Source organism: Rhizobium sp. AN73 (genome assembly GCF_030757975.1).
Classification (GTDB): Bacteria; Pseudomonadota; Alphaproteobacteria; order Rhizobiales; family Rhizobiaceae; genus Agrobacterium; species Agrobacterium arsenijevicii.
The window spans coordinates 383,480-396,537 of sequence record NZ_JARWME010000001.1 but is presented as its reverse complement, the minus strand read 5'-3'; the positions used below and the strand labels follow the sequence as shown (position 1 = coordinate 396,537).

Genomic DNA, 13,058 nt, shown 5'->3' with positions numbered 1-13,058 from the left:
GCAGGACAGGCGAGGTGATCTAGTGGAATCGGTCGTTGTCAGCATCAATCTGTTCGGTGCGGTGGCGCTGCTGCTTTTCGGCCTTGGGCAGATCAAGGACGGAATGTCGCGTGCCTTCGGCGCCAAGCTTCGCATAGGGCTGGCCGCCGGCACGCGCGGCGGATTTCGCTCCTTCATCGCCGGCCTCGTGGCGACGATCGCCCTGCAGAGTTCGACAGCCACGGCGCTGATGGTTGCCTCTTTCGTCGAAAAAGACTTGATCGCACCGGCCATGGCGCAGATCGTGCTGCTGGGCGCCAATGTCGGCACTGCGACGACCGCGTGGATTGTCGCGCTCGGTCTTGGCTGGCTGTCGCCCATGCTGATCCTTGCCGGTGTCATCCTGTTGCGTGGAAAGTCGGTGCAGCGGCAGGGTGCGGGTGCTGCCCTTGCCGGTGTCGGCCTGATGCTGCTTTCCCTGCATCTTCTTTCTGCGGCGACGGATCCCATCCGGCAGTCGCCGGCGCTTAACCTCTTCATTTCCATGCTCGGCAATGCCTGGCCGGTCGCGTTGATCTTTTCCGCGGCGCTGGCCGTGCTGGCATCATCGAGCCTTGCCATCGTCGTCCTCATCCTGTCACTTGCGGCAAGCGGCGGCATTGAAACAAGCCTCGTTATCGTGCTGGTACTCGGCGCCAATCTTGGCGGCGCGGTTCCGCCGGTGCTGGCGACGTTAAAGGCGCCGGTCGCGGCGCGCCGGGTGGCGCTTGGCAACCTCATCGTCCGGACCACCGGCTGTGTCGCAGCCCTGCCTCTTGCCGGGTACGGCGCGGCACTGCTCGACATGTCGCCTTTCTCGCACGCCAATCTAGCGGTCGATGCGCATCTCCTTTTCAATCTTGCTGTTGCCGCGATCGCATGGCCGCTATCGCCGTTGTTGCTGCGGGTGACGACCGCGCTGCTGCCGGAAAAAGAGGGAGCCGAAAGCCGCCGCAGCTATCTCGACAGTCATGATCTGGGGCAGCCGGTTGCGGCTCTTGCCGGCGCAAGCCGCGAGGTCATGCTGGTCGGCGATCTGATCGAGCGCATGTTGCGTCAGGCGAGCGACGCCATGCGCGACAGCGATCTTTCGAAACTCAATGATATCAGCACGCTGGAAGGTCGGGTGGACAGTATCCAGCATGCCATCAAGGTCTATGTCTCGAAGGTGGGCCAGGATGGCCAGGATGGTTTGTGCCAGAAGGACCAGCGACGCGCGATGGATATCGTCGAATATGCCATCAATCTCGAACATATCGGCGATATCATCGAGAAGGGCATACGCCCGGAAATCGCCAAGAAGATCAATCTTGGTCTGAGATTTTCCGATGACGGTAAAAGCGAACTCGAACGTCTTTTCTCCATCACCCTCGACAATATCCGCATGGCGCAATCGGTTTTCGCCACCCGCAATGCCGACCTTGCCCGCCGGCTTGTGGAGGTGAAGGAAGATGTGCGCCGGTTGGAAAAACAGTCATCGGAGCGACATCTCCAGCGCCTGCGCGACGGCCGAACCGACAGCATCCAGACAAGCTCCGTGCATCTCGACATGCTGCGCGATCTGAAACGCATCAACGCCCATATCGCCGCCGTCGCCCATCCGATCCTTGATGAAAGCGGTCTCCTGATCGAAAGCCGGATCAAACAGGCGGGTTAGCGCGCGGTGATCCGCTCGACCATCTCAACGGGCACGACCTGAAGCCGGGTTTCCGGTTCGTCGCTGTCAAGCGCGGTCAGGACCTTCTCGGTCAGCGCGTCGAAGGACTGGGCGACGGTCGTCAGCTGATAGCTTTTCCAGCCCGCCTGCGGAATATCGTCGAAACCGACAATCGACACGTCTTCCGGCACCCGGCGGCCCATTTCCAGCCGTGCTGCATCCATGAAGCCGAGCGCCAGCAGATCGGTCACGCAGAAGGCGCCGTCTATCGTCTTGTCCGTCAGCAATTCGCAACCGGCCTGATAACCGCTGTCATAACTTGTCGGCCCGCCCGACCATGGAACGACTTCGACGCCCTCGATGGTCATGCGCTGGGTAAAGGCGGCGGCGCGGCGCAGCTGTGCCGGTGTCTGGCTGCCGCTGGAAACGACCGCGACCTTCCTGCATTTTGCCGCCACGAGCCGCATGGCGGCGAGATCGGCGCCATGGGAATCGTCGCTCAGCACCATGTTCGTATCGGTCCGGTCGAGACGCTGGTTGATGAGGATGAGACGCACGCCATTGGCGATGCATTCGTCAACGATCGAGGCCGGAGGCTCGCCGGAGAGAACGACGATGGCCTGGGCGCGAAACTCGAAGAGCAGTTCGATCAGCGGCGCGATATCCTTGCGTGCATCGGCTGCGTTCAGCAGCAGGCATTGCAGGCCGCGACGCAGAAGGCCGATGCTGAGAAGATCGAGCTGTTTTGAAATGAATGGCGAGCTGAGATTGGCACCGACCACCCCGATGAGATTGGAACGGTCATTGTTGAGGCCCTGGGCCAGACGGTTGACGCGGTAGCCAAGTTCATGCGCGGCTTTCAGCACCTTGCGCCGGACGGCCTTCGATACGCTGCCGCCGGGGGTGAAAGTGCGCGACACGGCGGAGCGCGAGACCCCGGCCTTTTTCGCCACCTCTTCGGCCGTCACGAACCCTCTCGCCATTCAACTCCCCCGTTGCGAAACCTCATATCTGATATCACAGGCCATAAGGGCCGACCATTCCAATCGAAATATTTCAGGTGCGAAGCGCTTCTGTTCAGGCAGGGCGATGCTCGCTTTCGCCGGAAAATATATCGTCCTTTCCATTCCCATTCTGCGGGAAAATAGGATTGCACACCAGTCGATATAAAAATATGCAAAATTCAATCAATAAAATCGTTTTAAAACAATGATATAAATCGATGACCGCGTGTGCATTTTTTCGTTGACAAAACGCCGCTTAGGATGGATCATGCATTCCAAGGTAAAGCATTATATGGAATTTTTATTCTACGTTTTGCTTGCTGGCGATGTTTCCGGGAGGAGCTGGATCATCGTTGCTCGCGGGCTGGATGCCCGCTGCTGAAGCATTGACACATTGCTCATGTTCGACGCACGCGCCGCCTGTCCCGCAGGTTGCGCGCAGGCAGATGCTTGCCGGCGTGTCGGAGCAATGTTGCGGCCATATGGGGAGGAATAATGGCTCTTTTAAGCGAAACAACGAAGGCGGAGGCACTGGGGCGTCCCCCGGCGACCGCGCCTTCGGCATGGCAGGCCTGGCGATATCGCGTCAAGGTCGCGCTCAGGGAGCCGACGACGCTCATCGGTGTGCTGACGGCCTTGCTTTTCACCTATCTGATCGTCGTTCCGATCATCTCGATTGTGCTCGACGCCGTCCGCGTCCAGTTCGGCCACGAACGGCGTCTCGGCAAGGATGTCGGTGATCTCACGCTTTATTATCTCGACAGGGCGTTCTTCTCGCCCGTCGCGACGGACCTTTTCTGGCGACCGCTATTTAACACGCTGACAGTAGCCTTCGGGGCGATTGTGCTTTCACTCATCATCGGCACGGTGCTTGCCTGGCTTATCAGCCGCACGGATATGTTCGGTCGCCGCTGGTTCGCGACCGCGCTGATCGTGCCCTACATGCTGCCCGCATGGACCTTCGCTCTCGCCTGGACGACGCTGTTCAAGAACCGCACCGTCGGTGGCCAGCCCGGCTGGTTCGAGGCGATGGGCCTGACGCCGCCGGACTGGGTGGCCTATGGGCGCTTCCCGATCACCATCATCCTTGCCTTGCATTACACACCCTTCGTCATCCTGCTGTTCGGCTCGGCGCTGCGCCGCTTCGACTCGCAGCTGGAGGATTCGGCCCGCATTCTCGGCGCCCATCGTTATCAGGTGGCTTTGCAGGTCATCCTGCCGCTGATGCGACCGGCGCTGCTCTCTTCCATGGTGCTGATCTTTGCAAAGTGCCTCGGTGAATTCGGCGTGCCCTATGTTCTCGGCCTTCCCGTGAAGTTCGAAGTCCTGTCGACATCGCTGTTCCGCAGCATTGCCTCACGCCAGACCGGTGTTGCCGGTGTCGTTGCGGCCTCGATCATGCTCATCGGCATCATCACGCTGATGATCGATGCCCGTCTGGTCCGCGAAGCCCGGCGTTTCGTGACGATCGGTTCGAAGGGTTCGATGAACCGGCAAAGCCGTCTCGGCAAAATGCGTCTTCCGGCAACGGGCTTTGCGGCCGCTGTCTTCATTCTCAGCGTCGGCCTGCCTTTGCTCACACTCGCCCTCTCGACCGTCATGAAGATGCCGGCCAAATTCACGTTCGACAATTTCACGCTCGATTACTGGATCGGCACCAACCTCAACACCGTGGCCTTGCAGACCGGCGTTCTTTTGAGCCCCGATCTCTGGGCGGCCGCGAAGAACACGATGATGATCGTCGGTCTTGCCTCGCTCACATCGGGTGTCCTCGGTCTGCTGGTCGGTTATGTCGTCATCCGCACGCCGGTGCGGGCGCTCTCGGTCTATCTGCGTCAGGTCACGTTCCTGCCTTATCTCGTGCCCGGCATCGCCTTTGCTGCCGCCTATCTCTCGCTGTTTGCGGTTCCGCGCGGGCCGATGCCGGCGCTCTACGGTACGGTGACGATCCTTATCCTGGCCCTGATCGCCGACCAGATGCCCTATGCCTCGCGTGCCGGCATTTCGGCCATGACACAGCTTGGAAAGGACCCGGAGGAGGCTGCCCAGATTGCCGGTGCCGGCTGGTTCCGCCGCATGATCTCGATCGTCATCCCGATCCAGAAGGGGTCGCTGGTGACGGGGGTTCTCCTGCCCTTCATCTCGGGCATCAAGGGCCTGAGCCTGTTCGTGATCCTCGCCGTGCCGAGCACGGATGTTCTGACCACCTATTCGCTGCGGCTGGTCGATTACCACTATACGCAGGCCGCGAACGCCGTGGTGCTGATCATCGCTGGCATCGCCTATTTCGGTACCCTGTTGGCCCAGAAGCTGACCCGCACAAATCTTGCAGAAGGACTTGGAAGCTGATGCCTACCATCAACCTGCGCGGGGCGCAGAAGAACTACGGCGTGAATTCCGCAAATGCGGTTTCCGATCTCGATCTCGAAATCCGCGACGGCGAATTCATGTGCCTGCTCGGCCCTTCCGGCTGCGGCAAGACCACGACGCTGCGCATGATCGCGGGCCTTGAAAATCTCTCCGGCGGGGAAATCCGCGTCGGCGACAGGGTGATAGACTCTGTCAACGACGGCATCTTCGTGCCGCCGGAAAAGCGCGAAATGGGGCTCGTCTTCCAGAGCTACGCGCTCTGGCCGCATCTGACCATCGAGCGCAACACGGATTTCGGCCTGCGCCTGCGCAAGCTGCCGAAAGCCGAGCGGGAGGAGCGCGTCGAGCGCGTGATGCAGGCGCTCGACATTGCCAAGTACCGTGACCGTTATCCCTCGCAGCTTTCCGGGGGCAGCAGCAGCGTGTGGCGCTGGCCCGCATGCTTGCCGTCAATCCGGGCGTGCTGCTTCTCGATGAGCCGCTCTCCAACCTCGATGCCCGGCTGCGGCTGGAAATGCGCGCCGAGCTGAAGCGGCTGCACAAGGAGTTCAAGACCACCATCGTTTTCGTGACGCATGACCAGTGGGAGGCCATGACGCTTGCCACCACCATTGCGGTGATGAACGAGGGCACCCTGCAGCAGATGGGCACGCCGAACGATATCTACGACCGCCCGGCCAATCGCTTCGTCGCCGAATTCGTCGGCAGCCCGCCGATCAATATCCTGACCTTCGGCCAGCCCGGCGTGTCCGATATCGCCGACAATGCGGAGGCCTATTTCGCAACGCGCTATCCGCAACTGCGCGGCATTGCCTCGGTCGGCATGCGGCCGGAGGCGATGGGTTACACGGCAAAGTCTGAGGATGTGCCGCAGGGCAGCTTCTTCGGAGAAATGACGGTGACGGGCGTGCTTCCGACAGGTGGCAGCTGGATTCTCGAATTGAGGAGCGAGAACCACACGCTGTTCCTGACCACCCATGCCCTGCCGCGCGTCGACAGTGGCGACCGCGTGTATTTCCACGTGCCGCCGGAGGCCCTGCATGTCTTCGACGCCAAGGGGCAGCGGATCACCGAGGCGGACGCGGTGCTGAGGAGCAGCAGCTACAACTGAAAACGACGAAAAGACTGACAATCGCTTGCTGAAGGAGGAGCAGTATGAAGCGGAAAATGACGGGCGGCCTTAGCCGTCTCCTGTGTGCAACGGCAATTCTGGCAACGCTTGGCGGCGTGGCGAAGGCGGAGGAGCCTTTCGACCTCAATGCCCTGATTGAGGCTGCCAAAAAGGAAAAGCCGATCACCGTCTATGACAGCACGGGCAAGATCGTGGAAATGGCGAAGAACTTCGCTGCGAAATATGGCGTTGGCGCGGAGGGGGCGAAGGTAAAGGCGTCCGCGCAGCTGGAGATGGTCATCCGCGAGGCGCGGGCGAACAATATTCAGGGTGACGTCTCGATCATCAGCGATGCGCCTGCGGCGATGGCACAGCTTATTCCGATGGGTTTTGTCGAAAGCTGGCTGCCGCCGGATCTCGCCGGCAATATTCCGCCGGAATATCAGGATCCGCTCACCGTCGTCACCAGCGCCAGTGTCTGGGCTTACAACAGCGAGCTTTTCGACAAATGCCCCGTTTCCAACATCTGGGAACTGACCGACCCGAAGTGGAAGGGCAAGGTGGCGATGCAGGATCCGCTCGGCAAGGCATCCTATGTCGACTGGTTCAACCAGATGGCAGCGCATGGCGATGGGGAGGTGAAGGCGGCCTATAAGGCGCTTTACGGCAACGACCTCGAGACCGCAGAGACAAGCGCGACAGCGGCATGGGTCAAGGCGCTTGCCGCCAACGCGCCGCTGCTGACCGATGCCGATGCGGCGGCGGCGGAAGCCGTTGGCACGCCCGGCCAGAAAGAGCCCTTCATGGGCCTCATCAGCTCGGCGAAGTTTCGCGACAATGCCGACAAGGGCATGAAACTCGGACTCTGCAAGGAGCTGAAGCCTTGGATCGGCTGGCTTTATCCAGGCGTCGGCCTGATCACCAAGGGCACCAATAGTCCGAATGCGGCAAAGCTCTTCATCCACTACGTTATGACCGCCGAAGGCATAGCGCCGCAGGCGATCGACGGAAAAATGTCCACCAACAAAGACGTGAAACTGCCCGCCGACGAACCTTCGGGCATCGGCGCCGTGCTTGATCGCGTTCTGCCCTACAGCATGGCCACCAGCCTTGAAGACTGGGATGCACGCGAAACCTGGCAGGATTTCTGGCGCGTGAACTACAAGAAATAACGGGGGGACCGACACAGTGAATATCATGACCAAGAACCGATATGGTGGCGAGCGGCGGCGGCGGATGGCGGCTTCAGCCCTTTCCCTTATCTTCTCGCTGGCGCTTGGCGGTGTTGCCCATGCGCAGGACGCCTTTAATCTCGATGCGCTCATCGACGCCGCGAAGAAGGAAAAACCGATCACCGTTTATGCGGTGACCGGCAAGATCGTCGACACCGCACAGGCCTTCACCGCCAAATATGGCGTGCAGGCAAGCGGCAAGAAAGTGAACGAGGCAACTCAGGTCGAGTTGATGATCCGCGAACATCGCGCCGGCAATGTCGTCGGCGATGTCAGCGTCGCAACGGATGTCGCCTCCGCCATGGGGGAACTTCTGCCGGAAGGCATTGCCACCAGCTGGTCGCCACCGGATATGGAAAGCGATATTCCGCAAAAGCTGCGCGATCCGCTCGTGGTCGTTTCGGATCCGCATGTGTGGACCTACAATACCGAGAAATACGACAAATGCCCGGTCACCAACATCTGGCAGCTTACGGAGCCGCGTTGGAAGGGCAAGCTTGCCATGCTCGATCTGTTCGACAAGCCGCTTTATGCCGACTGGTTCAACCAGATCGAAACCCATCATGACGCCGATGTCGCCAAGGCCTATGAGGAGCTTTACGGCAAGAAGCTGGAAACGGGTGAAAAAAGCGCGACGGCTGCCTGGGTGAAGGCCTTTGCCGAGAACGCTCCCCTGCTGACGGACTCGAGCACGGTTGCCGATGCGGCGGGCGCTCCGGGGCAGACCGATCCCTTTTTCGTCATCACCTCGGCGGCGAAATACCGCGACAATGAGGCCAAGGGGCTGAAGCTCGGTCTTTGCAGCGGCGTCAAACCGTTTTCCGGGTTCCTCTATCCCGGCTTCGGCCTGATTGCCGGGCAGACCAAAAGCCCGAATGCGGCGAAGCTGTTCCTGCATTATCTGATGACGGAAGAGGGCATCGCGCCGCAGACCGCCGACGGCAAACTCTCCGGTAACACGAAAATCGGCCTGCCGGCAGATGAGCCTTCGAAGGTCGCCGATCATCTCGATGAGCTGATGGCTTTCGATGCCGCAACGGCGGCCGACGACCTCGACAAACGCGAAGGCTGGCAGGATTTCTGGCGTGTGAACTACAAAAAATAACGGCAGGGCGGGCGTGAGCCTGCCTTGCCTTTGCCTTGGGAGGGGAACGATGAGAAGAAGCAGATTTTTACCGATGACGGCGATAGCGACTGTCATTGCAGGCTTATCCGCAATGAGTGCCACGGCCGAAGAAACCTTCGATCTCGATGCGATCTTGGCTGCGGCGAAGCAGGAAAAGCCGATCAATATCTACGACAGCACCGGCAAGATCGTGGAGATGGCCGACAAGTTCAGCGCCAAATACGGGCTGAAGGCGACAGGCGTGAAGGTGTCCGCCAACAGCCAGCTGGAGATGATCATCCGCGAAAGCCAGTCCGGCAACGTGCAGGGCGATGTGGTGCTGATCACCGATGCGCCATCGGCGCTCGCGCAGCTTCTGCCGGCGGGTTTTGTCGAGAATTATCTGCCGGGCGACATGGTGGCGAAGATCCCGGCGCAGTTCCAGAACCCGCTGGCAATTTCCACCAACGCCAATGTCTGGGCTTACAATACTGAAGCCTATGACAAATGCCCGGTGACCAACATCTGGGAACTGACCGAGCCGAAATGGAAAGGCAAGGTCGCCATGGTCGATCCCTTGAGCAAGAGCACCTATACGGACTGGTTCAACCAGCTCGAAGCCCATGGCAACGAGAAGGTGGCGGCGGCTTACAAGGCGCATTTCGGCAAGGATATCGAAAAGGACGCGGCCGCAGCCTGGATCAAGGCGCTGGCGCAGAACGGCCCGCTTGCCACCGATGGTGACGACCCGGTCGCGGAGGCCGTCGGCGCACCGGGCCAGAAGCAGCCCTTCTTCGGCCTGCTCAGCTCGGCGAAATTCCGCGACAATGCCGACAAGGGCTACAAGCTCGGCCTCTGCACCGGTCTCGATCCCTGGGTCGGCTGGACCTACATCAAGCTTGGGCTGATCGCCTCCAAGACCAAAAGCCCGAACATGGCGAGGCTCTTCGTCCACTACATCCTGACGGAAGAGGGCATTGCACCGCAGATGAAGGATGGCAAGCTGCCGACCAATATCGACATCAAGATGCCGGCCGACGAGCCCTCGGGACTGATGAAGGTTGCCGACAGGCTGATGGGCTATGAGTCCGCCACCGGCCTCAACGATTTCGATCGTCGCGAGGAATGGCAGGATGTCTGGCGCGTCAATTACAGGAAATGATCCCGGCTGGCGCGGCTCCTACCGCGCCGGTCCCTCCTTTGCGAAAAACAGACTGGATATGCCGATGCAGAGCCCTTCTTCGACCGAACAGAAACCTGAAAACGAGGAGGCGCTTTCCCGCTCGGTGCGGCTGATGAAGATTGCCGAAGCGGCGGCGCGTGCCGTGCGCGATCCGCTGCTTGCGGCGTTCCGATCGGACATGGCCGTGGATTACAAGGTCGATCTCCACGACATCGTCACCATTCACGACAAACGCGCCGAAGCCGCGATCCGCGCCGTCATTCTCGAACGGGAGCCCAATTCGGCGATCATGGGTGAAGAAGGCGGCCAGATCGGTAGTGGTGAGGTGCAATGGTATGTCGATCCAATCGACGGCACGGCGAATTTCGCCCGTGGCCTTGCCTTCTGGTGCGTATCGATTGCCGCCGTCATCGACGGCGAGGCCGTTGCCGGCGTAGTCTATGATCCCGTGGCGGACCAGATGTTTTCCGCCAATCTTGAGGCTTCCTATCTGGACGGAGACAAGCTGCGCTCCCGCAGTGTTGCAGACGAGACCCGGGCGACCTTGATCACCGGTTATCCTGTCTCGCGTGATTTCCGGCTGGATGGGCGGGAAGCGGCGCTTTCCAATTTCGGTGCTCTTGTCGAGACCTTCTCGACATTGCGCCGGCCTGGCAGCGCCGCGCTCAGCATCGCCCATGTTGCGGCGGGCTGGACGGATGCGGCTACCGGTTTCGGCGTCAATGCCTGGGATGTGGCCGCAGCCATCCTCATTCTTAAAAATGCCGGCGGAACCTATGAACCGTTGACGCTCGGAAAGGTGGCGGAGGGCTCTGCCGATTTTCTCTGCCCCGGTTACATCGCCACGGGCGAGGGGGCGAATTACCCGACATTGCAGCGGGTGGCGCGGTCCATATCCGCAGGCCGCATCGCCAAAGCAGCGATCCTGAAAAGCTAGACGGCTGCAAATGCCTGAACAAGCAAGGACATAACGGCCGCCGCATCGGTGCCGATGGAGACAAGACATGCCGCAACCGGAAAAGACCCTATCCCGAGAACAGGAAACCGGCGAGTTGCCGAAGCTCAGCCGCATCTATGAGCGGCACCCGCTTTATGGCGTTGATCTCTTCATTTCAGGCAAGGAAGGCGCCAGCGATCTGAAGCTTCTGCGTAAGAACGGCATCACCACCGTCGTCAATTGCGCCGTCAATCTCGACTTCAACTTCGTGGAACAGCCGCAGATCGTTTCCGATCATGAAGGCAGCATCTATGGGCCCGGCGAAATCCGTTATTACAAGATCGGCCTGATCGACGGTGATGGAAACCCCGATACCCAGATGGTTGCGGCCCATTACATTCTGCGGGCGGCGCTGGAACAGATACTGCCCGACAAGCCGTCCTATCCACGGCGGGAGCGCGGCAATGTGCTGATCAATTGCCGGGGCGGCCGTTCGCGTTCCGTCGCTGTCGTTGCGCTCTTTCTGCATCTAACGCTGCCGGTGGAATTCCCGACGCTCGACGATGCCATAGGCTTCGTTCGCGTGAAGCGCGAGCTGCCGGAAAACGAATGGTACAAGGCGCCGAAACCCGTACTCGCAGATGCCGCCCGCCGGGCCGCCGGCTGGATCACCACGATCGATGCCGCTCACTAGAACCGAGGACGGTTTTCATCGGTCGGGCCGCTTCCTTAGTGGTGCAAATGTGGTGACGTGCCGTGGCTTGCACGTCACGTCGTCATTTCGAAACGAGTTCGGGATTTTTCCAACTCACGCCTCGGGAAGCGTGGTGTTCCAAACCCGGACCTTTTCGATGTTTCTGTCCGAGCAGGAAACGATCTCGAACTCGAACCCATCGCCGGAAACACGTTCACCGATCTCGGGAAGGCGATTGAGGCGCCAGAGGATGTAACCGGCGACGGTGGAATAACGATCGTCCTCGTCGACCAGATTGATATCCAGCAGATAGGACACCCGTCTGACGTCGACAGCGCCATCCAGCAGCCAGGAACCATCCTCCGCCCGTTCCGAAATCTGCGATTCCTCGCCCTCATCCGGAAACTCACCCGCGATCGCCTCGAGAATGTCCGTAGGCGTCGTTATCCCCTGAAGCGTGCCGTATTCGTCGACGATGACGGCCATCTGGAGCGGGGATTTGCGCAGCTGTTCCATGACCTGCAATGCCGTAGCGCTTTCATGCACGATAAGGGGCTCACGAAGTGAGCGCTCGAGGTTGAGTTTTCCATCATGCAGAAGGTCTCGCAGCAAATCCCGCGTTGCGGCGACACCGAGGAATGAATCCAGCTTGCCCTTCGCCAGCATCAATCGCGAATGATCGAGTTCCAGCAGGCGGTGTCTCAGCGTGTCGTGGTCGGCATCGACATCGAGCCAGTCGATCTCGGTTCGTGGCGTCATGATCGAGACGACGGGGCGTTCGGCGAGCGTAAGCACGCCACGGATCATGTCCTTTTCTTCCGATTTGAACAGATCGCTCCGCGCCGCCTGTGCGGCTATTACATCGGCGGTCTCGCCAAGGGACTGTTGTTCGCCAACCCGGCCACCCAGAAGCCGTAAGATGGCATCGGACGTCCGCTCGCGCATATCGCCGGCGGTGATGCGTCTTTCGCGATTGAGCCTGCCGATCTGGTTCGCCGCCTCGATGAGCACGGAAAAACCGATCGCGGCATAGAGATAGCCCTTGGGAAGGTGGAAACCGAAACCTTCGACGATCAGGCTGAAGCCGATCATCAGCAGGAAGCCGAGGCAGAGAATGACCACGGTCGGGTGTTTCGACACGAAGGTCATCAGCGGCTTCGATGCCGCCATCATCACGGCCATGGCAACACAGACGGCGGTAATCATCACCCAGAGATTGTTGACCATGCCGACGGCGGTGATGACGCTGTCGAGCGAGAACACGGCATCGAGCACGACGATCTGCACGATCACCTGCCAGAAGACGGCATGGACGACCTTGCCCTGTTTGGGTTTGTGGTCACCCTCCAGCCGCTCGTGCAGCTCCATCGTTCCCTTGGCGAGCAGGAACGCGCCACCGAGGATGAGGATGAGATCGCGCCCTGAGAACGAGAAGTCCGCGACCTGAAACAGCGGCCGTGTCAGCGTGACGATCCATGAAATCGAAAACAGGAGCAGGATGCGCATGATCAGCGCCAGCGACAGGCCAACGATCCGCGCCTTGTGGCGTTGATGCGGCGGCAGCTTGTCGGCGAGGATCGCGATGAAAACGAGGTTGTCGATGCCGAGAACGACTTCGAGAACGATAAGGGTGACGAGGCCGATCCAAATGTTCGGATCTGCAAGGAATTCCATATTCAGGGGCCTTTATGGGAACGGACGCGAACGCAGAAAACCCCGGACTGAACATCCGAGGTTGAAACCCGTC

At 60.1% G+C, this 13,058-nt stretch carries 9 protein-coding genes and 1 pseudogene; 8 read left to right on the top strand and 2 right to left on the bottom strand.

What is annotated here, in order from left to right; all coding sequences use genetic code 11:
* Positions 1-22: 22 nt before the first annotated feature.
* Entirely contained in the window at positions 23-1,675 is a 1,653-nt protein-coding gene (locus tag RBH10_RS01660) for a Na/Pi cotransporter family protein (protein ID WP_281038577.1), read from the top strand.
* On the opposite strand, the gene RBH10_RS01655 is transcribed toward RBH10_RS01660, so the two are convergent.
* Positions 1,672-2,658, bottom strand: a complete 987-nt coding sequence (locus tag RBH10_RS01655; protein ID WP_281038578.1) for a LacI family DNA-binding transcriptional regulator — start codon at positions 2,656-2,658, stop codon at positions 1,672-1,674. The genes RBH10_RS01660 and RBH10_RS01655 overlap by 4 nt on opposite strands.
* A gap of 516 nt (positions 2,659-3,174) precedes the next feature.
* On the opposite strand from RBH10_RS01655, the gene RBH10_RS01650 reads away from it, so the two are divergent.
* The 7 genes and pseudogenes from RBH10_RS01650 (at position 3,175) to RBH10_RS01620 (ending at position 11,311) form a co-directional block, all read left to right on the top strand.
* Positions 3,175-5,028 (top strand): iron ABC transporter permease, encoded by a 1,854-nt coding sequence (locus RBH10_RS01650; RefSeq protein ID WP_281038579.1) that lies wholly within the window; start codon positions 3,175-3,177, stop codon positions 5,026-5,028.
* A pseudogene (locus RBH10_RS01645) lies at positions 5,028-6,160 on the top strand (ABC transporter ATP-binding protein). Before RBH10_RS01650 ends, RBH10_RS01645 begins: the two are co-directional and overlap by 1 nt.
* A 44-nt stretch (positions 6,161-6,204) precedes the next feature.
* The gene (locus RBH10_RS01640; protein ID WP_281038581.1) at positions 6,205-7,332 is read left to right on the top strand and encodes an ABC transporter substrate-binding protein; all 1,128 of its coding nucleotides are present in this window, start codon (positions 6,205-6,207) and stop codon (positions 7,330-7,332) included.
* Positions 7,333-7,396: 64 nt separating this feature from the next.
* Positions 7,397-8,497 (top strand): ABC transporter substrate-binding protein, encoded by a 1,101-nt coding sequence (locus RBH10_RS01635; RefSeq protein ID WP_372339776.1) that lies wholly within the window; start codon positions 7,397-7,399, stop codon positions 8,495-8,497.
* Positions 8,498-8,570: 73 nt separating this feature from the next.
* The gene (locus RBH10_RS01630) at positions 8,571-9,659 is read left to right on the top strand and encodes an ABC transporter substrate-binding protein (protein WP_281038647.1); all 1,089 of its coding nucleotides are present in this window, start codon (positions 8,571-8,573) and stop codon (positions 9,657-9,659) included.
* Positions 9,660-9,717: 58 nt separating this feature from the next.
* The gene (locus RBH10_RS01625) at positions 9,718-10,617 is read left to right on the top strand and encodes an inositol monophosphatase (protein WP_281038648.1); all 900 of its coding nucleotides are present in this window, start codon (positions 9,718-9,720) and stop codon (positions 10,615-10,617) included.
* Positions 10,618-10,684: 67 nt separating this feature from the next.
* Positions 10,685-11,311: a dual specificity protein phosphatase gene (locus RBH10_RS01620; protein ID WP_281038583.1), complete on the top strand. Its 627-nt coding sequence runs from the start codon at positions 10,685-10,687 to the stop codon at positions 11,309-11,311.
* Between the two features lie 114 nt (positions 11,312-11,425).
* Here the strand turns inward: RBH10_RS01620 and RBH10_RS01615 are convergent, their stop codons facing one another.
* Positions 11,426-12,985: a TerC family protein gene (locus RBH10_RS01615; protein WP_281038584.1), complete on the bottom strand. Its 1,560-nt coding sequence runs from the start codon at positions 12,983-12,985 to the stop codon at positions 11,426-11,428.
* Positions 12,986-13,058 lie beyond the last annotated feature (73 nt).

Coding starts and splice junctions, on each gene's coding strand:
- RBH10_RS01650 (WP_281038579.1), top strand. CDS start 3,175: ATGGCTCTTTTAAGCGAAACAACGAAGGCGGAGGCACTGGGGCGTCCC.
- RBH10_RS01635 (WP_372339776.1), top strand. CDS start 7,397: ATGGCGGCTTCAGCCCTTTCCCTTATCTTCTCGCTGGCGCTTGGCGGT.
- RBH10_RS01630 (WP_281038647.1), top strand. CDS start 8,571: ATGACGGCGATAGCGACTGTCATTGCAGGCTTATCCGCAATGAGTGCC.
- RBH10_RS01620 (WP_281038583.1), top strand. CDS start 10,685: ATGCCGCAACCGGAAAAGACCCTATCCCGAGAACAGGAAACCGGCGAG.
- RBH10_RS01640 (WP_281038581.1), top strand. CDS start 6,205: ATGAAGCGGAAAATGACGGGCGGCCTTAGCCGTCTCCTGTGTGCAACG.
- RBH10_RS01655 (WP_281038578.1), bottom strand. CDS start 2,658: ATGGCGAGAGGGTTCGTGACGGCCGAAGAGGTGGCGAAAAAGGCCGGG.
- RBH10_RS01615 (WP_281038584.1), bottom strand. CDS start 12,985: ATGGAATTCCTTGCAGATCCGAACATTTGGATCGGCCTCGTCACCCTT.
- RBH10_RS01625 (WP_281038648.1), top strand. CDS start 9,718: ATGCCGATGCAGAGCCCTTCTTCGACCGAACAGAAACCTGAAAACGAG.